The organism is Streptomyces sp. NPDC097129 (genome assembly GCF_055668065.1).
The window spans coordinates 70,157-91,675 of the sequence record NZ_JBVOQE010000002.1; the positions used below are offsets into that span (position 1 = coordinate 70,157).

Consider the following 21,519-nt stretch of genomic DNA (forward strand, 5'->3'; position numbering starts at 1 on the left):
AGTGGGCCCCCGTGGTTCCGCTTGCCCTGGCTCATCAGTAGGCCCCCGTTCCGCGCACCACGGCCGAGCCGGTGCGCAGCAGGATCGACAGGTCCAGGCCCATCGACCAGTTGTCCACGTATCCGAGATCGAGCCGGACCGCCTCGTCCCAGGGCAGGTCGGAGCGGCCGCTGACCTGCCACAGCCCGGTGAGACCGGGTTTCACCAGCAGCCGGCGTTTGATGTCCGGCGTGTACTCCTCCACCTCGTGGGGCAGCGGAGGGCGGGGGCCGACGAGCGACATGTGGCCCTTGACCACGTTGATCAGCTGCGGCAGTTCGTCGAGCGAGCTGCGGCGCAGGAACGAGCCGACGCGGGTGACGCGCGGGTCCTGCTTCACCTTGAACAGCAGTCCGTCGCTGTTGCTGTTGAGGTGCTCCAGTTCGGCCCGCAGGGCGTCCGCGTCCTGCCGCATCGTGCGGAACTTCAGCATCGTGAACTGGTCGCCGTAACGGCCCACCCGCTGCTGGCGGTACAGGGCGGGCCCGGTGCTGTCCAGCCGGACGATCAGGGCGATCAGCAGCATCGGCAGCCCGAACAGCAGCAGCAGTGCCGCCGCGAGCGAACGGTCCAGCGTCTCCTTGGGCAGCCGGGAGAGCCGGGAGAGGTTCGGTGCCTGGACCCGCAGCAGCGGCACGCCGTTGGTGGGGCGCACGGCCAGGCGGGAGGCGGACACGTCGGTGAGGACGGGCGCCAGCAGGAAGTCGGCGTCGTGGACGGCGGCCGTCCACGACATGCGGCGCAGGACGGCGGCGTCGAACTCCGGTGCCGGGAGCACCACCACGGTGCCGATGCCCATGGCCCGTATGACGTCGTCCAGGTCGCCGGCGCCGCCGAGGACGGGCACTCCCAGCCGGCGGATCTGCGCGCTGTGGTCGGCGTCGCTCACGCACACGCCGGCGACGTGCAGGGCGCGCGCGCCGGCGGTGCGCCGCAGCACGGCGGTCAGCTCCAGGACCCCGCGCGAGGGCCCCACCAGGAGCGTCGCGCTGCGGTCGCGGCCCCGCGCCCAGCGCCGGTGCAGCCGGCGGCGCAGTGCGTAGCGCAGCGGGAGCGCGAGGGCGACGGCCGGCAACGCGGCCATGGCCATGTCGTGAAGGAACCCCGCGTCGTGGGTGAACAGCCAGCAGGTGCCCGCCAGCGCGGGCAGCAGGGCGGCGCCGCGCAGCACGCGCAGGTATTCCTCGGCCCCCAGACCGAGGGCGCCGCGCTCGTAGGTGCGGTGGGCGAGCATCGCCACGATCCACAGGGGCGGCAGCAGCAGCGCCACCGCCCAGCGGCCGTACGCCCCGTGGATCACCAGGGCGGCGGCCAGGGCCGCGGAGGCGTCCGCGACCAGCAGAGCTCTTCGGTACGTGCGTTCCCAGCGTCTTCGACGAGCATCTGGACGTCTATGTTCCACAACCAGGTGCTCATGCGTCATCTCAATGGTCATGGACCCCCCACCACCACATGCGCAGCTATGCCTGAGCCAACGAAAACCGGGCATGCGGTCGAGACCCGCAGCCGGGACTGAATCGGCGCCGTTGTGTCTCCTCAGCCCAACGGCACTGAAAAACAAGGGAGTTTCAGCGGTTCCCCAACCGCTTCGTGCCCCCCGCGTGTTGGCCGGCTGCCTGTTTCGGCATCCGGTGCACAACGCCGTTCCCTGACGTGCAGCCAGGGTCTGGTTCCCCTCCCAAACCGGTCCGGCGGACCTCAATCTAGACCACGGGACCCAGTCCCGGGAACAGTTGGACGAAACACGCAGCGCAGGGCCGTCACCCGGGGCATACTGCCCGCGTGACGAGCATCGTGATCCCGGCGCACAACGAGGCGCGCGTCCTCGGCCGGCTCCTGGATGCGCTGCTGGCCGATGCCGTCGAGGGCGAGACCGACATCGTGGTCGTGTGCAACGGGTGCACGGACGACACCGCGCGCGTCGCGGCCGCCCGCGGTCCGCGCGTGCGGGTGGTCGAGATCCCCGTCCCCTCCAAACACGCAGCGCTGCGGGCGGGCGACGACCACGCGCGTGGCTTCCCGCGCCTGTACGTGGACGCCGACGTCGTGCTCACGGCCGCCGACGTACGGGCCCTGACCGGGCCCCTGGACGACGGCACCGACGGCACGGCGCGGATCCTCGCCACCGCGCCGCGGCGGCACATCCCGCTGGCCGCCTGCGCCTGGCCGGTGCGCGCCTACTACCGGGTGTGGCAGCGACTGCCCGCGGTGCGCGAGGGGCTGTTCGGCCGGGGCGTCATCGCCGTCTCCGAGGCCGGGCACGACCGGATCGCCGCGCTGCCGCCGCTGATGGCGGACGACCTGGCCGCGTCGCTGGCGTTCGCCGCGCACGAGCGGCGCGTGGTCGGCTCGGCGCGGGTCGTGGTCCATCCGCCGCGCACCTGGCGTGACTTGATCAAACGGCGGATCCGGGCCGCGGTCTCCACCGCCCAGGCCGAGCAGCAGATACCGCGAGGAGCCTCGGCGCGCACCGGACGGTCGGACCTGACGTCACTGCTGCGCGCGGAGCCGTCGCTGCTGCCGGGGGTCGTGGTCTTCGTCGCCGCGGCGCTCGTCGCCCGCCGGGGCGCGCGCAGGGCCATCCGCGCCGGGGACTTCGGCACCTGGCTGCGCGACGAGAGCAGCCGGCGGAACTGAGCGCACCGGGAGTCCTGGCACATGTACCTCACCGACCGTTCCGCACCGGCGCAGGCGGACGCCGGCCCGGGCCGCATACGGGGCCGGCGGCCCGGGGTCGCCCCGGTGGTGCTCGTGCTCGGCACGGTCAGCCTCATCACCGACATCTCCTCGGAGATGGTCACCGCCGTGCTGCCGCTCTACCTCGTCAGCACGCTCGGCTTCAGCCCGCTGGGGTTCGGCACCCTCGACGGCATCTACAACGGCGTCAGCGCGCTGGTCCAGCTCACCGGCGGGCACCTCGCCGACCGGGTGCGCGGCCACAAGCTGATGGCCGGGCTCGGCTACGGCCTGTCGGCGCTGTGCAAGCCGCTGCTGCTGCTCGCCGGGAGCCTCGGCACGCTGGGCACGGTCCTGGCGCTGGAGCGGACCGGCAAGGGCCTGCGCACCGCGCCGCGCGACGCGATGATCTCCCTGTCCACGCCGGCCGCGTACCAGGGCCGGGCGTTCGGCGTGCACCGGGCGATGGACACCACCGGCGCGATGCTCGGCCCGCTGGCGGCCTTCCTCATCCTGCGCGCGGCGGCCGACGGCTACGACGCCGTGTTCGGCGTGAGCGCGTGCGTGGCCGCGCTCGGCGTGCTGGTGCTGGTGCTGTTCGTGCCGGGACGGCGGCAGGGGGCGCGGGCCGAACACCCGGATGAGGCCGACGCCGGGCGGCCTCCCGTCCGGCTGCGTGAGGCGCTCGCCCTGCTGCGCCTGCCGCGGCTGCGGGCGCTCGCCTGCTGTGCCGCGCTGCTGGGCCTGACCACCGTCAGCGACGCGTTCGTCTATCTGCTGCTGCAACGGCGGGCCGGGGTCGGCGACGCGTGGTTCACGCTGCTGCCGCTGGGCACCGCCGTCGTGTTCCTGCTGCTGGCCGTGCCGATGGGCACGCTGGCCGACCGGGTGGGGCGGCGCACGGTGTTCCTCGCCGGGCACCTGGCCCTGCTCCTCGCGTACGCCCTGCTGCTGTGGGCGCCGGCCACGCCGCTCCTCGCGCCGGTGGTACTCGCCCTGCACGGCATGTTCTACGCCGCCACCGACGGCGTCCTGCCGGCCGCCCTCGCCGGCGTGGTGCCGGAGCACCTGCGCGCCAGCGGTCTGGCCATCGTCGGCACCAGTCAGGCGCTGGCCCGCTTCTGCTGCTCGCTGGCCTTCGGCGCGGCGTGGACGGTGTGGGGCGACGGCGCGGCGCTGGCCGGTTCGGCGGTCGGCCTGCTGTGCTGCGCCGCCGTCGCGGGCCTGGTACTGCGGCCCGCGGACGGCCCCCGATGACCACGACACCCACCGGCACCACCCAGCCCACGACCGCGAGGACCGGGATGACACCGCTGCGCCGCCGCCTGTTCATCCTTCTCGCGGCGGTACTGCTGCTCGCCGGCGTCGGCACCGGCGTCGTCCTGCACGCCGCCGGCCGCGCCGACCGCGCCGGCCAGGAGCAGTCCGGCGGCCCCACCGTCACCGCGGGCGCGCCGGCGCTGGACCAGAAGGGCCGCCTGCTGTTCGTGAACGCGGCCGCCGGACCGCACCGGGGCGCTGTGGCCTCGGTACCGGCCGGCGAGCCGAGGGGCGGGCGGATCGCGGCGAGCCTGAAGTGCGTCCGCTTCTACGCGGCGGCCGGCACGGGCATCTGCCTCCAGACCAACCCGGGCGTCCTGAAACAGAGCAACCGCGCCCTGCTCCTGGACGCCCGGCTGCGCACCGTGCGCACGTTCCCGCTCGCGGGCACCCCGAGCCGCGCGCGCGTCTCGCCCAGCGGCCGCTTCGCCGCCTGGACCGTCTTCGTCTCCGGCGAGTCCTACTCGTCGGCCTTCTTCTCCACCCGCACCTCCGTGCTGGACACCCGCACGATGCGGCTCACGCCCAGCCTGGAGACGTTCTCCGTCGTCAAGGACGGCAAGCCGTACCACGCCTCGGACACCAACTTCTGGGGCGTCACGTTCGCCGCCGACGACGACACCTTCTACGCCACCCTCAACACCGCCGGCCACACCCATCTGGTCCGCGGGTCCCTCTCCCGGCGTACGGTGACCACCCTCGCCGAGAACGTGGAGTGCCCCTCGCTCTCCCCCGACGGGACCCGGGTCGCCTACAAGAAGCGGGTCCTGTCCGGCGCCTCGCTCTGGCACGAGTACGTCCTGGACCTCAGGACGCTGCGCCGGACGCCGCTCGCCGAACGCCACAGCGTCGACGACCAGGCCACCTGGCTCGACGACCGCACCCTCGCCTACGCCCTGCCCGCCGACGGCACGGTCGGCGGCAGCGACCTGTGGAGCGTGCCCGCGGACGGCACGGGAACCCCGCGGCTGCTGATCGCGGGGGCGTCGTCCCCGGCGCCGCTGTAGCACGCGCCCCGCTCGCGGGCCTCGCTGGAGGGGCGGGGATGCGGCTGCTTCGGTACGTTTCCGTTATGGGCATCGATGTCGACGCGTTCCTCCGTCGTCTGGCTCAAGAGCTCAGACCGCGGGCGGTGGAGTCGGCCGGCCTGCTGCTGCAACGCCTGAGCGTCGACATGCCCGACCTGTGGGAGCACGAGGAGATCGCCGCGCTCGCGCTGGAGGAGACGGCCGGGCACATCACCAGGTTCCTGGACGTGCTCGTAGGGCATATCGACGTGACAGAGGTCGAGGCGCCGCCCGAGGCGCTGGAGATCGCCCGCCAGGCCGCCCGGCGCGGCGTGCCGATCAGCCGGCTGCTGCGCTCCTACCGCCTCGGCAACATGATCCTCATCCAGCTGCTCCAGGGCGAGGCGGTCCGGCTCACCGACGACTGGGAGCTGATGAACGCCGCGGCCATGCGGCTGATCGGGGCGACCTTCGCGTACGTCGACCGCGGCTCGGAGCAGGTCGTCGCGGCCTACCAGGAGGAACGCGACCGGCGGCTGCAGCGACGTCTCCTGCTGGCCAACGAGGCCGGCCGGCGGATCGGGACGAGCCTGGACACCGCGCGTACCGCCGAGGAGCTGGCGGAGTTCGGCACCGAGGACTTCGCCGACCTCGTCACCGTCGACCTCCTCGACTCCCTGCTCCACGACGGCGACGCCCATCCACCGGCTCCGCCGACGCGTACGCCGGTGCTGCGCCGTATCGCGCAGCGTTCGGCGCTGGACGACGACGCGGACCTGCCGGTCGCGACCGGACGCACGCACACCTACCCGGCGGAGTCGGAACCCGCGCGCGCACTGGCCTCGGGACAGCCGCGTCTGCACCACGCCACGGCACCCGCGGCCGACCACAATTCGGCCCTGCTGCTCCCCCTGCGGGCCCGCGGCAACACCCTCGGCCTCGCCCAGTTCGTCCGCCGCCGCACCGCGGCCCCCTTCGACGACGACGACCTTCTGCTGGCGCAGGAGATCGCGTCGCTGGCGGCGGTGTCCATCGACAACGCCCGCCGGTACAGCCACGAGCGCACCACCGCGCTCACCCTCCAGCGCAGCCTGCTGCCGCAGCGCGCGGTGGAGCAGTCCGCCGTCGACACGGCGTCCCGCTATCTGCCGAGCGGTGCCCGGGCCGGCGTGGGCGGCGACTGGTACGACGTGATCCCGCTGTCGGGGGCGCGGGTCGCCCTCGTCGTCGGCGATGTCGTCGGGCGGGGTCTGCACGCCGCCGCCACGATGGGACGCCTGCGCACGGCCGTTCGGTCCTTCGCGGACATCGACCTGATGCCCGACGAACTCCTGACGCACCTGGACGACGTGGTCATCCGCCTGCAGCGCGAGGAGGCACGGGACGACGGCGAGTTGAGCGCCACCTGCCTGTACGCGGTCTACGACCCGGTGTCCCGCCTGTGCACGCTGGCCAGCGCCGGTCATGTCGTACCCGCGGTGGCAACTCCCCCTGGCACACGGGGTGTCGACGCCACCTGGTCGGTCGACTTCCCGGAGGTGCCGATCGGCCCGCCTCTGGGCCTGGGCGGACTCCCCTTCGAGACGGCCCAGTTCGAGCTGGCGGAGGGCAGCCTGCTGACCCTGTACACCGACGGCCTGATCCAGAGCCGTGGCCGTGACGTCGACTCCGCGCGCGCCGCGCTGTGCGACGCGCTCACCGACGGTCCGGACGCACCGGAGGAGATCTGCGACCGGCTGCTGGCCGCCGTGCTGCCCAGCAACCGCTCCGACGACGTGGCCCTGCTGGTGGCGCGGACCAGGGCCCTCGACCCCGGCCACGTCGCCACGCTGGACCTCCCCTCGGACCCGGCGGCCGTCGCCGGCGCCCGCGCCCGCACGGCCGAGACACTCACCGCCTGGGGGCTGGAGGATTTGTCCTTCGCCACGGAGCTGATCGTCAGCGAGTTGGTCACCAACGCGATCCGCTACGGCAAGGGCCCGATCCAGCTGCGGCTGATCCTTCAGTCCACGCTGACCTGCGAGGTCTTCGACGCGAACAGCACCTCGCCGCACCTGCGCCACGCCCGCACCTCCGACGAGGGCGGACGCGGGCTGCTGCTGGTCGCCCAACTCGCCGAGCGCTGGGGCACCCGGCACAGCCGCGAGGGCAAGGTCATCTGGGCCGAACAGACCCTGCCCACCGACGGCGCCCTCAGATGACCCCCTGCTCCGCCAAACTCCCGGCACGAACCGGACTCCGGCTCGGGTTCCTGCTGCCGAGCCACCCCAGGAGGAACGCCACCGGTACGGAGATCAGGCCGGGGGTGCGGAACGGATACCAGTTGATGTCCGCCCCCGGCAGCAGCGCGTACGCCGATCCGGAGACGGTGGGAGAGAACACCGTGAGGACGGCGCACAGCAGCAGCCCCCCGTAGACGCACCACAGCAGCCCTCTGTGGGTGAACCCCGGCCAGAAGACGAACGAGCAGCTCACCGGCACCCTCGGTGTGAACCTCATCGCGCACCCGCGCACGCTCACCGCGCTCGGTCCGGCGCTCGACGAGTGCATCGCCGAACTGCGGTACGGGACGGTCGCGTTGAACGCCTGGACCGGCGTCGGCTACCTCACCGCGACCGCCACCTGGGGTGCCTTCCCCGGCCACACCCTGGACGACGTGCAGAGCGGCATCGGCGTCGTGCACAACGCCCTGCTGCTGGACGGGCCCGAACGCACGGTGGTGCGCGGGCCGTTCCGGCCGGCGCCCCGCTCGGTGCTGCACGGGGAGATGGCCCTCTCCCCCCGGCCGCCGTGGTCCGTCACCAACCGGACCGCGGCCACCACGGGCCGACTGCTCGCCGACTTCGCGGCGGCGCCCCGCTGGTCGGCCCTGCCGAGAATCTTCGCCTCGGCGCTGCGCGGCTGATCCGGGCCGCGCAGCGCACCGCCGTACACTGCTGCCCCGCCGAGATCGCGTTCGAGGGAGTCCGTTGGTGCGTTCCTGGCTCTCCGAACGCCGGCGTGCGGCGATGAGTACGCTCACCGCCGGCGCCGTGCTCGTCCTCGCGCTGGTGCTGAACAGCGGGTCGGCGGGGATCGCGGGCGCGGACGTCGGCGTGCTGGTGATGTTCGTCTATCTCCTCTCCTACCTCACCGTCACGGTGACCGCCTTCTCCCTGGCGGCTCCGGAGCACATTCGCACCTGGGCCGACCGCACCACCCGGGGCACGCTGCTCCAGCGCTACGTGTTCGGGACGGCGCCCGGCCCCGGGGTGTCGATCTTCATCGCCGCGGCCGCGCTGGTGGTGGCGGTCGTGTGGCGGCCGGGCCACATCGGCTCGTCGCTGCCCCAGGCCCCGCGGGTGGTGGCGACCTTGACGCTCGTCGTGTGCGCCTGGGTCTGCGTGATGCTGTCCTTCGCGGTCGCCTTCCACGCGGACAACCTCGTGGAGGACGAGAAGGCGCTCGACTTCCCCGGCGAGGACTCCCCGGCCTGGGCGGACTACGTCTACTTCGCCCTGTCGGTCATGACGACGTTCGGCACGACCGACGTCAACGTCACCTCGCGGGAGATGCGCCGGACGGTGGCGGCGAACGCGGTCATCGCCTTCGTCTTCAACACGGTCACGGTGGCGAACCTGGTGGCCGCGCTGACCTAACCGCCCGTGTCCCGCCGGGCCCGGGCCGCCGTGATCAGGGCTTCCATCACCCGGTCGTCCCGCCCGGCCTCCGGATGCCACTGCACGCCCACCGCGAAACCGCCGGGGCCGGGCAGCTCGACGGCCTCGACAGTGCCGTCCTCGGCGTGGCAGCTCGCCGTCAGGCCCTCGGCCAGCTGGTCCAGGGCCTGGTGGTGGTAGGTCGGCACGGTGACGGCCCCGGCGAGCGCCGCGGCCAGCCGGGTGCCCGGCACCGGCTTGACGACGTGCCGGGCGAAGACTCCGGGCGGCCCGCAGTGGCCGCCGTGTCCGACCACGTCCGGCAGGTGCTGCACGAGGGTGCCGCCGAGGGCCACGTTGAGCAGTTGCATGCCCCGGCAGATGCCGAGCAGCGGGGTGCCCTGCGCGAGCGCGGCGCGGATCAGGGCGAGTTCCCAGGCGTCGCGGCGCTCGTGGGCGGGGCCGGTGCGCGGGTGGCGTTCGGCGCCGTAGCGGACGGGGTCGACGTCGGGGCCGCCGGCCACGACCAGGCCGTCCAGGCGGGCGACGGTCTCCTCGGCGGCACCCGGGTCGTCCGGCGGCAGCAGCGCCGCGAGCCCGCCGCAGCGCTGCACCAGCTCGTGGTAGCCGGCCGGGAGGACGGCGGCGGGCAGGTCCCACACGCCCCACCGCACGGAGGACTCGAGGTAGGTGCTGATGCCGATGACAGGCGTGGGCACGGGGTTCTTTCCTTCCGGGGCGCAGGGCGGGGATCAGTCGCGTTCGAGTTCGGCCTCGGCGGCCGCCAGCGCGGCGAATTCCTCCTCGGGGGCGGAGGCGACCAGACGGTGCCGACTGTAGAGGGCGAAGTAGACGAGGGCGACCGCGTACACGGCGAGCGCGATGAGCGCGGCGGTCTGGTCCACCAGGAAGGTCGCGTCGAGCGCGGCGCACGCCAGGACGAGGGCCACCGAGGAGGTCACGACGCCGCCGGGCGTGCGGTACGGCCGCGGCAGCCGCGGTTCGCGGCGGCGCAGCACGATGTGGGACAGCGCCATCAAGGCGTAGGAGATGGTCGCGCCGAACACGGCGACGTTGAGCATGCGCGCGCCGTCGCCGGTGCCGGCGGCGAGCGCGAAACCGAGCGCGCCGGGCACCAGCAGGCCGAGGTAGGGCGCCTTGCGGCGGCTGGTCAGGGACAGGAAGCGGGGCAGGTAACCGGCCCGGGAGAGGGCGAAGAGCTGGCGGGAGCCGGCGTAGATGAGGGAGAAGAAGGAGGCGACGAGCCCGGCGAGACCCGCGTAGTTCACGAACCGGCTCAGCGCGGTGGGCCCTCCGTCGCCTTCCAGCGCGGCGACCAGCGGATTGCCGGCGTCCTTGATCGCTGCGGAGCCGTGCGCCCCGGTCGCGGTGAGGAAGGTGACCAGCGCCAGGACGAGCAGGATGCCGATGGACAGGGCCATGGCCCTGGGCAGGGAGCGCGCCGGGTCCTTCGTCTCCTCGGCGGCCAGCGGCACCCCCTCGACGCCGAGGAAGAACCACATCCCGAAGGGGAAGGCCGCCCAGATGCCGAGGAGTCCGTACGGCAGCCAGGAGCCGGCGGCGAAGGCCGTGTGGTCGACGGGGATGTCGTCGAGCCGGCCGGCGTCGAACCGGGTGAGGGCCCCGACGGCGAAGACGATCAGGGCGGCGACCGCGATGCCGGTGACGACGAAACTGAAGCGCAGTGCCTCGCCGACGCCCCACAGGTGGATGCCGATGAACAGGGCGAAGCAGGCGAGGTACACGGGCCAGCCGGAGGTCAGTCCGAACAGGTGCAGGGACTCGACGTAGTCGCCGATGAAGATGGAGATGGCGGCCGGGGCGAGGACGTACTCGATGAGGATCGCGGTGCCCGTGAGAAACCCGCCCCAGGGACCCAGCGCCCGCCGGGCGAAGCCGTAGCCGCCGCCGGCGGTGGGCAGTACGGCGGCCATCTCGGCCTGCGAGAAGACCAGGCAGGTGTACATCACGCCCATCAGCAGGGCGGCGGCGGCCAGGCCGCCGAAACCTGCCTCGGCGAGGCCGAAGTTCCAGCCGGCGTAGTCGCCGGAGACGACGTAGGCCACGCCCAGGCCGGTCAGCAGCAGCCATCCGGCGCTGCCGCGGCGCAGGGTGCGCCGCTCAAGATAGCCGTCGTCCGGCGACGGGGGCGCTGTGGGGGAAGACGGTGTCAGGCGTGCGTCGGTGCCCTCGGTCATGGGCCGCTCCCTACCTCGATGAAAGGTACGGGTGCACACCTTTGCGCTCCGGACTGCCGAGCGCAAGCCCCTCAGCCTCTTCCTATACAAAGGTCTGTATGCATACCTTAGGGTCTCCGTCCGTACCGACAGGAGGCCGTTCCGTGGCTGACCGTACGCCCCCGCTCAGCGTCGACGACCTGGTGACACTCGTCGACACCGGGGAGATCCACACTGTCGTCCTCGCCTTCACCGACATGCAGGGAAGGCTCCAGGGCAAGCGGTTCGCCGCCCGCTTCTTCCTCGACGAGGTCCTCCACCACGGCACCGAGGGCTGCAACTACCTCCTCGCGGTGGACACCGACATGAACACCGTCGGCGGCTACGCCATGTCCTCCTGGGAGCGCGGCTACGGCGACTTCGCGATGCACGCCGACCCCACGACCCTGCGCCGCACGCCCTGGGACGCGGGGAGCGCGCTGCTGCTCGCCGATCTGGCCTGGCACGACGGCTCGGCGGTGGTGGCTTCCCCGCGCCAGATCCTGCGCCGCCAGCTGGACCGGCTCGCCGAGCACGGCTGGACCGCGTACGCGGGCACCGAGCTGGAGTTCATGGTCTTCAAGGACACCTATGAGGCGGCCTGGTCGCGCGGCTACCGCGAGATGACGCCCGCCAACCAGTACAACGTCGACTACTCGCTGCTGGGCACCGCACGCGTCGAGCCGCTGCTGGCGCGCATCCGGAACGAGATGGGCGCGGCCGGCCTGACCGTGGAGTCCGCCAAGGGCGAGTGCAACCTCGGACAGCACGAGATCGCCTTCCGCTACGACGAGGCGCTGACCACCTGCGACCAGCACAGCATCTACAAGACCGGCGCCAAGACCATCGCCGCCCAGGAGGGCGTGTCCCTCACCTTCATGGCCAAGTGGGACGAGCGCGAGGGCAACTCCTGCCACATCCACCTCTCGCTGCGCGACGAGGCCGGCCGTCCCGTCCTCGCGGGCGACGGGCCGTACGGGATGTCCCCGCTGATGGAGCACTTCCTGGCGGGACAGCTGGCGGCGATGCGGGACTTCACCCTGCTGTACGCGCCGAGCATCAACTCCTACAAGCGATTCCGCCCGGGCTCCTTCGCGCCGACCGCCGTCGCCTGGGGCCCCGACAACCGCACCTGTGCGCTGCGGGTCATCGGCCACGGCCCCGGGCACCGCCTGGAGAACCGGCTGCCGGGCGGCGACGTCAACCCTTATCTGGCGGTCGCGGGCTTGGTCGCGGCCGGGCTGTACGGCGTCGAGCACGAGCTGGCCCTGCCCGAGGCGTGCACCGGCAACGCGTACACGAGCGACGCCCGGCACGTGCCCGGCACCCTGCGGGAGGCCGCCGAGCTGTGGCGGTCCTCCCCGATCGCGCGGGCCGCCTTCGGCGACGAGGTGGTCGAGCACTACCTGAACATGGCCCGCGTCGAGCTGGACGCCTTCGACTCCGCCATCACCGACTGGGAGCGTTTCCGTTCCTTCGAGCGCATGTGAGGAACCCCTTGTCCGAACACTCCGCGCACGCCGGGCGCACCGCGCCCGCCGAGCACTCCCGACCCTCCGAGCCCTCCGAGCACGAGGTCGTCAATCCGGCGACCGAGGAGGTCGTCGCCACCGTCGCGGCCACCGGCGCGGCGGAGGTGGCTGAGGCCGTCGCCCGCGCCGCGCGCGCCCAGACCGCCTGGGCCGCGCTCGCGCCCGGCGACCGGGCCCGGCTGCTGCGCCGCTTCGCCGCCGTCATCGACGGCCATCTGGAGCAGCTGGCGGGACTGGAGGTCCTGGAGGCCGGCCATCCGATCGGCAACGCCCGCTGGGAGGCCGGCAACGCCCGCGACCTCTTCGACTACGCGGCCGGCGGCGTCGAACGCCTGACAGGCAGTCAGATCCCGGTGGCGGGAGGGCTGAACGTCACCTTCCACGAGCCGCTCGGGGTCGTCGCGGTGATCGCGCCGTGGAACTTCCCGATGCCGATCGCCTGCTGGGGCGTGGCCCCGGCGCTGGCCGCGGGCAACGCGGTGCTGCTCAAGCCCGCCGAGACGACGCCGCTGACGGCGATGCGGCTGGCCCGGCTGGCGCTGGAGGCCGGGCTGCCCGAGGGGCTGTTCCAGGTGCTGCCGGGCGCCGGACCGGTCACCGGCGCCGCGCTCGTCGAGCACCCGGACGTCGCCAAGGTGGTGTTCACCGGGTCCACGGCCGTCGGCAGGCAGGTGCTGGCGAGGGGCTCGGCGCAGCTCAAGCGGGTGACCCTCGAACTCGGCGGCAAGAGCCCGAACATCGTCTTCGCCGACGCCGACCTGGAGCAGGCCGCCGCCGCGGCCCCCGGTTCCTTCCTGGACAACACCGGCCAGGACTGCTGCGCCCGCAGCCGCATCCTCGTCCAGCGCGAGGTGTACGACCGCTTCCTCCAGCTGCTCGAACCGGCCGTCACGGCATGGCGGGTGGGCGATCCGGCGGACCCCGGGACGCAGATGGGCCCGCTGATCTCCGCCGCCCAGCGCGAACGCGTGCGCTCCTACGTCCCCGACGGCGCCCCGGTCGTCATCCGCGGCGAGGCCCCCGAGGGCAAGGGCTTCTGGTACCCGGCGACGGTCCTGGAGGGCCGCCCCGACGACCCGGCGGCCGTCGAGGAGATCTTCGGCCCCGTCGCCGTCGTCCTGCCCTTCGACGACGAGGCGGACGCCGTACGCCTGGCCAACGCGACCGACTACGGCCTGTCGGGCTCCCTGTGGACCCGGGACGTGGGCCGCGCGATCCGCGTCTCACGGGCGGTCGCCGCCGGGAACCTGTCCGTCAACTCCCATTCCAGCGTCCGCTACTGGACCCCGTTCGGCGGGTTCAAGCAGTCCGGCATCGGCCGGGAGCTGGGGCCCGACGCCCTCACCGCCTTCACCGAGACCAAGAACGTCTTCATCAGCACCGAGGAGAACCAACCGTGACCGAGTCCGCCATCTGCCGCCGCCTGGTCGGCCGTACCGTCGTCGTCACCGGAGCCGGCAGCGGCATCGGCCTGGCCAGCGCGCGCCGGCTCGCCTCCGAGGGCGCGCACGTCGTGTGCGCCGACATCGACGCGGCCGCCGGCAAGGCCGCCGCCGAGGAGACCGGGGGCCTGTTCGTGCAGGTCGACGTGACCGACCCGGAGCAGGTCGAAGCCCTGTTCAAGACCGCCTACGACACGTACGGCAGCGTCGACGTCGCCTTCAACAACGCGGGCATCTCGCCGCCCGACGACGACTCCATCCTGGAGACCGGCCTGGAGGCCTGGAAGCGCGTCCAGGAGGTCAACCTCACCTCCGTCTACCTGTGCTGCAAGGCGGCGCTGCCCTACATGCGCCGCCAGGGCAAGGGGTCGATCATCAACACCGCCTCCTTCGTCGCCGTCATGGGCGCGGCGACCTCGCAGATCAGCTACACCGCCTCCAAGGGCGGCGTGCTGGCGATGTCCCGGGAGCTGGGCGTGCAGTTCGCCCGGGAGGGCATCCGCGTCAACGCGCTGTGCCCCGGTCCGGTCAACACCCCGCTGCTGAAGGAGCTGTTCGCCAAGGACCCGGAGCGGGCCGCGCGCCGTCTGGTGCACGTGCCGGTGGGACGGTTCGCCGAGCCGGAGGAGATGGCGGCCGCCGTGGCGTTCCTCGCCAGCGACGACTCCTCCTTCGTCAACGCCGCCGAGTTCCTCGTCGACGGCGGTATCGCGGGCGCGTACGTCACGCCGCTGTAGGCCCTGCCCGCCGCCCCGGACGGCCGCCGGCCCGCTCGCGAGGCCGGCGGCCGTCCGCATGTTTCCGCAGCCCCGGCGTTCCGCACCCCCAGCAGGCGTATCCCATCTTCGGCAAGAGCCGTCGATGGCAGGTGGCCGGCGCGGCCCTGGCCCTGACCGCCAGGTCCCTTGGCCGCCGGCCGCCCGGCCGTGGCGCAGTCCACGCCGCGCGCGTGCCCGGTCCTCGCTCCCTCACCGGCCTGGTACGGCGACAACGCCTGCGGCACCTGCGCCCCGCCCGGCGCCGCGCAGGGCGGACCCGTATCCGTGCGCCACGACCGGCTACGGGCGTCCGGACGGGACGCGCGGCCCGGTGCTCCGTCAGGACGGTTCCGTCGTGCCGGACCAGTGGGACACGGTGCATCCGGAGGGCCTGTGAAAGACTGACGTGTTTCCCGTGCCTGTTCGGGCAGGGAAGAGACGACGTACAGCGAGTGGAGAAGCAGTCATGACCAACGTCCGCCTTTCGACGACGATGGGCGACATCGTCCTCAGCCTCGACGACGCCAAGGCCCCGAAGACGGTCGAGAACTTCCTGCAGTACCTGAACAGCGGCCACTACGCAGGAACGATCTTCCACCGGGTCATCAACGGTTTCATGATCCAGGGCGGTGGCCACGGCACCGACATGCGCATCAAGCCCGCCCCGCGCACGGTGGAGAACGAGGCGAAGAACGGCCTGAAGAACGTCAAGTACAGCGTCGCCATGGCGCGGACGTCCGCTCCGCACTCGGCGAGCGCGCAGTTCTTCATCAACGTCAGCGACAACGACTTCCTGAACTACCCGGGCCAGGACGGCTGGGGTTACGCGGTCTTCGGCGAGGTCGTCGAGGGCAAGGACGTCGTCGACGCGATCGCGCAGGTCCCGACGGGTGCGCAGGACGTGCCCAAGCAGCAGGTCGTGATCAACTCCGCCGAGGTCGTGCAGGCCTGAGGCCCGGCGTCACTCAGTACGGCCGGCCGGGCGCCGGGTCCTCCTGAAGCAGGGGGCGCAAGGCGCCCAGCACGGCACCCACGCACACGTCCCGCAGTTCGGCGCGGGTGCACGTCGGCTCGGTCAGCCAGTCGACGCACAGCACCTGGACGAAGACCAGCCAGCTCTTCAGGACGCCGGAGACGGCCTGCCGGGTGCCCGCGTCGGCGACCGGAAGGACGCCGAGCAGGCGCTCGCGCAGGGCGTCCAGCTCATCGGTCATGATCGTCTGGATCAGCCGGTCACCCGCCAGGACCCGGTTGGCCGCGAGGACGGTGTTGCGGTTCTCCGCGAAGTACGCGATGTGCACGTCCAGGCCCTGGGCCAGCTGGTCCGCCAGGTCCTCGGCGGGGTCGAGCCGGGTCAGGTCGAGCAGCCGCTCGGCGACCTGCCGGTAGAGCGCGGCGAACAGGTCCCGCTTGCTCGGGAAGTAGCGGTACAGCAGCGCGCGGGAGACGCCCGCGCGTTCGGCGACGTCCTCCATCAGCACCTCGTCGTAGGGGCGCTCGGCGAACTGCCGCGCGGCGACGGCGAGGATCTCGGCCCGGCGTTCGTCGGGGCTGAGGCGGCGGCGAGGGGACATGGGCGGCATGTTACTTGACATGTGTCTACTAGCGGCGCCTACCCTGAACGCATTACTGGACGTGTGTCTACTACGTGACGGGGGCGTTCGCCATGACCAGAGCCGGGGCGCTGCGGGGACTCGCCTGGACGATGGGGTACGCGTGCATGGCCATCGGCCTCTTCCACGTGCTGCTCGGCAACGCCGCGATCCCCGGCGCCGGTTCGGCGGGGCCGACCCTCGACAGTTTCGGGCGGTTCATGGGGGCGGTCTTCGCCGGGTACGGGCTGGCCTGGCTGTGGGCGGTGCGGCAGTCCCCCGTCCCGGCGGCCGTGGTCCGGGTGCTGACCGGGGTGTTCCTGCTGGGCGGGGCCGCGCGGCTGCTGTCCCTGGCCGTCGCGGGCCGGCCGCACTGGTTCCAGATCCTGCTGGCGGTCGTGGAACTGGGGCTGTCGCCGGTGCTGTTGTGGCTGGCGGACAGCGACGAGGCGGCGGTCACGGCGTGACATCCGGGGCCGGCCGGGGTCCGGGCGCGCTCTGCGAGAATGGACAGCCGGTCTGCGCAGCGCCGACGGCGCTCGTCTCGTCCTTGGAGAGCATGCACGGTGTCCCGACAGCACGGAACCCCCTCCCCCGCCGGGGGCCGCAAGCGCCCCGCCCCGTCCGCGCGCCGGGGCGCCGACGCCGCCGGGAGCGGACGTGGCGGTCGCCGGTCGCCGCAGGCCCCGTCGTCCCGGGAGGCGGCGCGGGGCAAGGAGGAGGCGTCCGGCGGCGCTGAACGGCCGCTTCCCGCGCCACGCCGGGCGGACCTGCAGGCCGACTGCGCGTCGTGCTTCGGGCTGTGCTGCGTCGCGCTGCCGTTCGCCCGCTCCGCCGACTTCGCCGCCGACAAGCCCGCCGGGAAGGCGTGCGGGAACCTCCAGGCGGACTTCCGCTGCGGGATCCACACCGACCTGCGGGAGCGGGGCTATCCGGGCTGCACCGTCTTCGACTGCTTCGGGGCGGGCCAGAAGGTCTCCCAGGTCACCTTCGGCGGCACGGACTGGCGCAGCGCGCCGGGCACGGCCGGGGCGATGTTCGCCGTGTTCCCGGTGATGCGGCAGCTGCACGAGCTGCTCCGGTACGTCACCGAGGCGCTCGGCCTCGCGGCGGCCCGGCCCGTCCACCGTGACCTGCGGCGCGCGTCCGGCCGTATCGAGGAAATCACCCGGGGCAGCGCCGAGGAGATCCGCGCGGTGGACGTGAACGCGTTGCGCGGCGAGGTGAACGAGCTGCTGCTGCGGGCCAGCGAACTGACGCGGGGCGGCCTGCCCGGCCGGCGCCGCGACCACCGCGGGGCCGATCTGATCGGGGCCCGGCTGGCCGGCGCCGACCTGCGGGGCGCCAGTCTGCGCGGCACGCTGCTGATCGCGGCCACCCTCCAGCGCGCCGACCTGCGCTCGGCCGACCTGATCGGCGCGGACCTGCGCGACGCCGACCTCTCGGGCGCCGACCTCTCCGGCGCGCTCTTCGTCACCCAGGCCCAGCTGAACGCGGCCAGGGGCGACGCGTCCACGCTCCTCCCGACGGGACTGGAACGACCGGGCCACTGGTGACGCGGGGAGCGGGTGCGGGGTGCCGGGGTTCCGGCGAACTGGGACCGCGCGCCCGCGGTTGCGGGGCCCACAAGACGTACGGCCCGCCCGCCATGCCGGGGTCCTGAAGACGTACGGGGCGCCCGCCATGCCGGGGTCCTGAAGACGGGCCGGCCGCCGGTGCCCGGGTCCCGGTGACGTGAGGCCCGGCCGCCGGTGCCGGGGCTCTGGTGACGTGACACCCGGCCGCCGGTACCGCAGCTCGGAGACGTAAGCCCCAGCCGCCGGCGCCAGGGCTCACGTGACGTGACACCCGGCCGCCGGTGCCGGGACTCAGGTGACCTGACACCCGGCCGCCGATACCGCAGCTCGGAGACGTAAGCCCCAGCCGCCAGCGCCCGGACCCAGGTGACATGACACCCCGCCGCCAGTGCCGCAGCTCCGGAGACGTAAGCCCCGGCCTCCGGTGCGGGGCTCCCGCGGCATAAGCCCCGGTCGCCGGCGTCGGTGGGTTCGGCCGTTCGGTGCGCTGGAGATGCGGCGGGCGGGCGGGCGCTGTTGACTGAAGTCACCGGCACCGCACCGGAATCCACGACTCCGGCCGGGTCGCGTCCGGAACCCCGAGACGGATCGCGGCCCGGCCGGTGCTCTCCTCCGACCGGGTGCACAGCCGCCCGGCGTCGCCCTCAGGCCACCGTCTCCCCCGTCAGCCGCTTGGCGGCCCCGGCCGCGCCCTCCGGCCGGGCGAACTGGGTCCGGTGCAGTTCGGCGTACCGTCCCTTTGCCGCCAGCAGCTCCTCGTGCGTGCCGCGCTCCACGATGCGGCCCGCCTCCACCACCAGGATCACGTCGGCCGTCCGCACCGTGGACAGCCGGTGGGCGATGACGACGGCGGTGCGGTCGGCGAGGGCTTCGGCCAGCGCCTCCTGGACGGCCGCCTCCGAGGTGTTGTCGAGGTGGGCGGTGGCCTCGTCGAGGATGACCACGCGCTGGCGGGCGAGCAGCAGCCGGGCGATCGTCATGCGCTGGCGTTCGCCGCCGGAGAGCCGGTAGCCGCGCTCACCGACGACGGTGTCCAGGCCGTCGGGCAGGGAGTGGACGAGGTCGTCCAGGCGGGCGCGGCGCAGCGCGTCCCACAGTTCGTCGTCGCTCGCCTCGGGGCGGGCGAGCAGCAGGTTGGCGCGGACGCTGTCGTGGAAGAGGTGGCCGTCCTGGGTGACCATGCCGACGGTGTCGTGCAGCGAGCGGAAGGTCAGGTCGCGGACGTCGGCGCCGCCGACTCTGACCGCGCCGGCGTCGGCGTCGTACAGCCGCGGCAGCAGTTGGGCGATGGTCGACTTGCCGGCGCCGGAGGAGCCGACGAGGGCGACGGTCTGGCCGGGTTCGGCGCTGAAGGAGATGCCGTGCAGGACCTCGGCGCCGCCGCGTGTGTCGAGGGCGGCCACCTCCTCCAGGGACGCGAGGGAGACCTGGTCGGCGGCCGGGTAGGCGAAGCGGACGTCGTCGAACTCGACGCCGACCGGCCCGTCGGGCACCTCGCGGGCGTCCGGCTTCTCCACGATCAGGGGCTTGAGGTCGAGCACCTCGAAGACCCGCTCGAAGCTGACCAGGGCGCTCATCACCTCCACCCGGGCCCCGGCGAGCGCGGTGAGCGGCGCGTACATCCGGGTCAGCAGCAGCGCGAGGGAGACGACGGCGCCCGCCTGCAGCGTGCCGCGCAGGGCGTAGAAGCCGCCGAGGCCGTAGACCAGGGCGAGGGCGAGCGCGGAGACCAGGGTCAGGGCGGTGATGAACGCGGACTGGGCGGTGGCGGTGCGGACGCCGATCTCGGCGACGCGCCGGGCGCGCAGCGCGAACTGCACCGACTCCTCCTCCGGCCGCCCGAAGAGCTTCACGAGCGTGGCACCGGGGGCCGAGAAGCGCTCGGTCATCCGCGTGCCCATCGACGCGTTCAGCGCTGCCGCCTCCCGCTGCATGCGGGCCATCCGGCTGCCCATCCGCCGGGCCGGGACCACGAACACCGGCAGCAGCACCAGCGCGAGCAGGGTGATCTGCCAGGACAGCGTCAGCATGACCGCGAGCGTGAGCAGCAGCGTGACCAGGTTGCTGACCACGCCGGACAGGGTGTTGCTGAAGGCGCGCTGGGCGCCGATGACGTCGTTGTTGAGCCGGGAGACCAGGGCTCCCGTACGGGTCCGTGTGAAGAACGCGACCGGCATGCGCTGCACATGATCGAACACAGCCGTGCGCAGATCGAGGATGAGCCCCTCGCCGAGCGTGGCCGACAGCCGCCGCGAGAGGATGCCCAGCGCGGCCTCGGCCACCGCGATGAGCGCGATGAGCAGGGCGAGGCGTACGACGTGGGCCGCCTCGCCGCCCGACACGATCGCGTCGACGACGCGTCCGGCGAGGATCGGGGTGGCCACGGCCAGCAGCGCGGTCCCCACCCCGAGCATCACGAACACGGCGATACGGCGGCGGTGCGGGCGGGCGAAGGCGCCGATGCGGCGCAGCGTCGCGAGGTCGAAGGGTCGCCGCTCCTGCTGAGCGGTCATGACGCTGTGCAACTGCGTCCAGGCGGTGGTTTCCATGCTCATGGACAGAAACGTAGAACCTCAATCATCGTTGAGGTCAATGTCCGCCGTCCGTCCCCCCGTTCGAAGGATCCGATGACCGTACGCAATGTGCCGTCCCCGCTTCCGCAACCCGCCGTTGGCGCGGTGCCGAGAACCTCTCCGGATGTGACCACCGTCTCCCTCCCCCCACTGCCGCAGGGACGACTCCCCCGTCGCGTCCCGGTCCGGCAGGTGCTGTGTCTGCTTCCGCTCCTGCTCGTCGCCGTCGTCGCCGTGCGGCACCGCGCCACGCTCGCCGAAGGGTTCGGCCAGCTGCGCACCGCCGAGTGGCCGTGGCTGCTGGCGGCGGCCGGCGCGACCTGTCTGACCTGGGTGGCGGCGTCCTTCACCCGGCAGGGTGCCCTCGTCGAACGGCTGCCCCGGCGGCGGCTGCTGGCCACCCAGTTCGCGGCCGGCGCCGCCAACCATCTGCTGCCCACCGGGCTCGGCGCGAGCGCGGTCAACCTGCGTTTCATGACGGTGTGCGGGGTGCCGCTGGCCCGCTCCTCGGCGGCCCTGGCCCTGTACATGCTCGCCGAGTCCGTGGGCAGGCTCGTCCTGCTGTCGGTGCTGCTGATCGCCTTCCCGGACGCACTGAGCGTCGGCACGCTGCTGCCCGGCGGCGCGCTGCTGCCGCTGGTGGCGGCCGCCGCCGCGCTGGCGCTGGCCGCGGGCGTGACGCTGGCCTGCGTACGGCGGCTGCGCACGGCGGCGTACGGCTTCCTGCGCACCGCGCTCGGCGAGGCCCGCTCGGTGCACACGCGCCCCGCGCGCGCCCTGGCGCTGTGGGGCGGCTCGCTGGCCTTCCCGGCGCTGCAGGCGGCGGGTCTGGTCCTGGTCGGGCAGGCACTGGACCTTCCCGTCCCGCCCGCGCACATCGCGGTGGCCTACCTCGCGGCGACCGTGGCGGTGGCGCTGGTGCCCACACCGGGCGGGGTCGGCTCGGTGGAGGCCGCGCTGGTGGTGGCCCTGGTCGCGGCGGGCGGTCCGGCGGCCGTGGCGACGGCGGCTGTGCTGGCCTACCGGATCCTCACCGTGTGGCTGCCTTTGCTGCCGGGTGCGCTGACGCTGGGAGCGCTGGTACGCCTGAAGGTGATCTGAGGGCGGCGACTCGCGAGTAACCTGCGG

At 73.2% G+C, this 21,519-nt stretch carries 19 protein-coding genes; 13 read left to right on the top strand and 6 right to left on the bottom strand.

Going from position 1 to position 21,519, the window contains the following annotated elements; genetic code table 11:
• Window positions 1–34 precede the first annotated feature (34 nt).
• The gene (locus AC0B9F_RS06180; RefSeq protein ID WP_471999091.1) at window positions 35–1,474 is read right to left on the bottom strand and encodes a sugar transferase; all 1,440 of its coding nucleotides are present in this window, start codon (window positions 1,472–1,474) and stop codon (window positions 35–37) included.
• 347 nt (window positions 1,475–1,821) lie between these two features.
• Between AC0B9F_RS06180 and AC0B9F_RS06185 the strand changes: the two genes are divergently transcribed.
• From AC0B9F_RS06185 to AC0B9F_RS06200, 4 genes are all read left to right on the top strand, one after another.
• On the top strand, window positions 1,822–2,676 hold the full coding sequence (locus AC0B9F_RS06185; RefSeq protein ID WP_471999093.1) for a glycosyltransferase family 2 protein: 855 nt from the start codon (window positions 1,822–1,824) through the stop codon (window positions 2,674–2,676).
• Between the two features lie 21 nt (window positions 2,677–2,697).
• Complete coding sequence (locus AC0B9F_RS06190; RefSeq protein ID WP_471999095.1) at window positions 2,698–3,972, top strand: MFS transporter; 1,275 nt, start codon at window positions 2,698–2,700, stop codon at window positions 3,970–3,972.
• Window positions 3,973–4,019: 47 nt separating this feature from the next.
• A complete protein-coding gene (locus AC0B9F_RS06195) occupies window positions 4,020–5,042 on the top strand; it encodes a TolB family protein (RefSeq protein WP_472000840.1) in 1,023 nt (340 codons plus the stop codon).
• A 65-nt stretch (window positions 5,043–5,107) separates the two neighbouring features.
• Window positions 5,108–7,243: an ATP-binding SpoIIE family protein phosphatase gene (locus AC0B9F_RS06200; RefSeq protein WP_471999097.1), complete on the top strand. Its 2,136-nt coding sequence runs from the start codon at window positions 5,108–5,110 to the stop codon at window positions 7,241–7,243.
• Here the strand turns inward: AC0B9F_RS06200 and AC0B9F_RS06205 are convergent.
• A complete protein-coding gene (locus AC0B9F_RS06205; protein WP_471999099.1) occupies window positions 7,236–7,517 on the bottom strand; it encodes a hypothetical protein in 282 nt (93 codons plus the stop codon). The two genes, AC0B9F_RS06200 and AC0B9F_RS06205, sit on opposite strands and share 8 nt — an antisense overlap.
• Between AC0B9F_RS06205 and AC0B9F_RS06210 the strand changes: the two genes are divergently transcribed.
• Together AC0B9F_RS06210 and AC0B9F_RS06215 are read left to right on the top strand one after the other, a co-directional pair.
• Window positions 7,483–7,947 (top strand): hypothetical protein, encoded by a 465-nt coding sequence (locus AC0B9F_RS06210; RefSeq protein WP_471999100.1) that lies wholly within the window; start codon window positions 7,483–7,485, stop codon window positions 7,945–7,947. The two genes, AC0B9F_RS06205 and AC0B9F_RS06210, sit on opposite strands and share 35 nt — an antisense overlap.
• Before the next feature lie 103 nt (window positions 7,948–8,050).
• Window positions 8,051–8,680 carry a DUF1345 domain-containing protein gene (locus AC0B9F_RS06215; protein ID WP_471999101.1) on the top strand — a complete coding sequence of 210 codons (630 nt, stop codon included), beginning with the start codon at window positions 8,051–8,053 and terminating at the stop codon, window positions 8,678–8,680.
• Here the strand turns inward: AC0B9F_RS06215 and AC0B9F_RS06220 are convergent.
• Both AC0B9F_RS06220 and eat read right to left on the bottom strand, forming a co-directional pair.
• Window positions 8,677–9,399, bottom strand: coding sequence for a gamma-glutamyl-gamma-aminobutyrate hydrolase family protein (locus AC0B9F_RS06220; RefSeq protein WP_471999103.1), 723 nt, complete (start codon window positions 9,397–9,399; stop codon window positions 8,677–8,679). The two genes, AC0B9F_RS06215 and AC0B9F_RS06220, sit on opposite strands and share 4 nt — an antisense overlap.
• A gap of 33 nt (window positions 9,400–9,432) precedes the next feature.
• Entirely contained in the window at window positions 9,433–10,899 is a 1,467-nt protein-coding gene (gene eat, locus AC0B9F_RS06225; RefSeq protein WP_471999104.1) for an ethanolamine permease, read from the bottom strand.
• A 143-nt stretch (window positions 10,900–11,042) separates the two neighbouring features.
• On the opposite strand from eat, the gene AC0B9F_RS06230 reads away from it, so the two are divergent.
• The 4 genes from AC0B9F_RS06230 to AC0B9F_RS06245 all read left to right on the top strand — a co-directional run bounded on the left by AC0B9F_RS06230 (window position 11,043) and on the right by AC0B9F_RS06245 (window position 15,601).
• Complete coding sequence (locus AC0B9F_RS06230) at window positions 11,043–12,407, top strand: glutamine synthetase family protein (RefSeq protein ID WP_471999106.1); 1,365 nt, start codon at window positions 11,043–11,045, stop codon at window positions 12,405–12,407.
• Between the two features lie 8 nt (window positions 12,408–12,415).
• The gene (locus AC0B9F_RS06235; protein WP_471999108.1) at window positions 12,416–13,849 is read left to right on the top strand and encodes an aldehyde dehydrogenase family protein; all 1,434 of its coding nucleotides are present in this window, start codon (window positions 12,416–12,418) and stop codon (window positions 13,847–13,849) included.
• Window positions 13,846–14,628, top strand: coding sequence for a 3-oxoacyl-ACP reductase (locus AC0B9F_RS06240; protein ID WP_471999109.1), 783 nt, complete (start codon window positions 13,846–13,848; stop codon window positions 14,626–14,628). Before AC0B9F_RS06235 ends, AC0B9F_RS06240 begins: the two co-directional genes overlap by 4 nt.
• Window positions 14,629–15,115: 487 nt before the next feature.
• Window positions 15,116–15,601: a peptidylprolyl isomerase gene (locus tag AC0B9F_RS06245; protein ID WP_471999110.1), complete on the top strand. Its 486-nt coding sequence runs from the start codon at window positions 15,116–15,118 to the stop codon at window positions 15,599–15,601.
• 13 nt (window positions 15,602–15,614) lie between these two features.
• Here AC0B9F_RS06245 and AC0B9F_RS06250 read toward each other — a convergent pair whose 3' ends face one another.
• Window positions 15,615–16,223 (bottom strand): TetR/AcrR family transcriptional regulator, encoded by a 609-nt coding sequence (locus AC0B9F_RS06250; RefSeq protein WP_471999111.1) that lies wholly within the window; start codon window positions 16,221–16,223, stop codon window positions 15,615–15,617.
• Window positions 16,224–16,315: 92 nt separating this feature from the next.
• Here AC0B9F_RS06250 and AC0B9F_RS06255 point away from each other — a divergent pair, with 92 nt between their 5' ends.
• Both AC0B9F_RS06255 and AC0B9F_RS06260 read left to right on the top strand, forming a co-directional pair.
• The gene (locus tag AC0B9F_RS06255; RefSeq protein WP_471999112.1) at window positions 16,316–16,708 is read left to right on the top strand and encodes a DUF4345 domain-containing protein; all 393 of its coding nucleotides are present in this window, start codon (window positions 16,316–16,318) and stop codon (window positions 16,706–16,708) included.
• A gap of 99 nt (window positions 16,709–16,807) precedes the next feature.
• Window positions 16,808–17,797 carry a pentapeptide repeat-containing protein gene (locus AC0B9F_RS06260; RefSeq protein ID WP_471999114.1) on the top strand — a complete coding sequence of 330 codons (990 nt, stop codon included), beginning with the start codon at window positions 16,808–16,810 and terminating at the stop codon, window positions 17,795–17,797.
• Between the two features lie 665 nt (window positions 17,798–18,462).
• On the opposite strand, the gene AC0B9F_RS06265 is transcribed toward AC0B9F_RS06260, so the two are convergent.
• Window positions 18,463–20,367 (bottom strand): ABC transporter ATP-binding protein, encoded by a 1,905-nt coding sequence (locus AC0B9F_RS06265; protein ID WP_472000841.1) that lies wholly within the window; start codon window positions 20,365–20,367, stop codon window positions 18,463–18,465.
• Window positions 20,368–20,517: 150 nt separating this feature from the next.
• On the opposite strand from AC0B9F_RS06265, the gene AC0B9F_RS06270 reads away from it, so the two are divergent.
• A complete protein-coding gene (locus tag AC0B9F_RS06270; RefSeq protein WP_471999116.1) occupies window positions 20,518–21,492 on the top strand; it encodes a lysylphosphatidylglycerol synthase transmembrane domain-containing protein in 975 nt (324 codons plus the stop codon).
• Window positions 21,493–21,519 lie beyond the last annotated feature (27 nt).

Bases quoted from the DNA above. Each gene is read 5' to 3' on its own strand.
- AC0B9F_RS06195 (WP_472000840.1), top strand. From the start codon at position 4,020: ATGACACCGCTGCGCCGCCGCCTGTTCATCCTTCTCGCGGCGGTACTG.
- AC0B9F_RS06250 (WP_471999111.1), bottom strand. From the start codon at position 16,223: ATGTCCCCTCGCCGCCGCCTCAGCCCCGACGAACGCCGGGCCGAGATC.
- AC0B9F_RS06255 (WP_471999112.1), top strand. From the start codon at position 16,316: ATGACCAGAGCCGGGGCGCTGCGGGGACTCGCCTGGACGATGGGGTAC.
- AC0B9F_RS06215 (WP_471999101.1), top strand. From the start codon at position 8,051: ATGAGTACGCTCACCGCCGGCGCCGTGCTCGTCCTCGCGCTGGTGCTG.
- AC0B9F_RS06245 (WP_471999110.1), top strand. From the start codon at position 15,116: ATGACCAACGTCCGCCTTTCGACGACGATGGGCGACATCGTCCTCAGC.
- AC0B9F_RS06190 (WP_471999095.1), top strand. From the start codon at position 2,698: ATGTACCTCACCGACCGTTCCGCACCGGCGCAGGCGGACGCCGGCCCG.
- AC0B9F_RS06200 (WP_471999097.1), top strand. From the start codon at position 5,108: ATGGGCATCGATGTCGACGCGTTCCTCCGTCGTCTGGCTCAAGAGCTC.
- AC0B9F_RS06180 (WP_471999091.1), bottom strand. From the start codon at position 1,474: ATGACCATTGAGATGACGCATGAGCACCTGGTTGTGGAACATAGACGT.
- AC0B9F_RS06265 (WP_472000841.1), bottom strand. From the start codon at position 20,367: ATGGAAACCACCGCCTGGACGCAGTTGCACAGCGTCATGACCGCTCAG.
- eat (WP_471999104.1), bottom strand. From the start codon at position 10,899: ATGACCGAGGGCACCGACGCACGCCTGACACCGTCTTCCCCCACAGCG.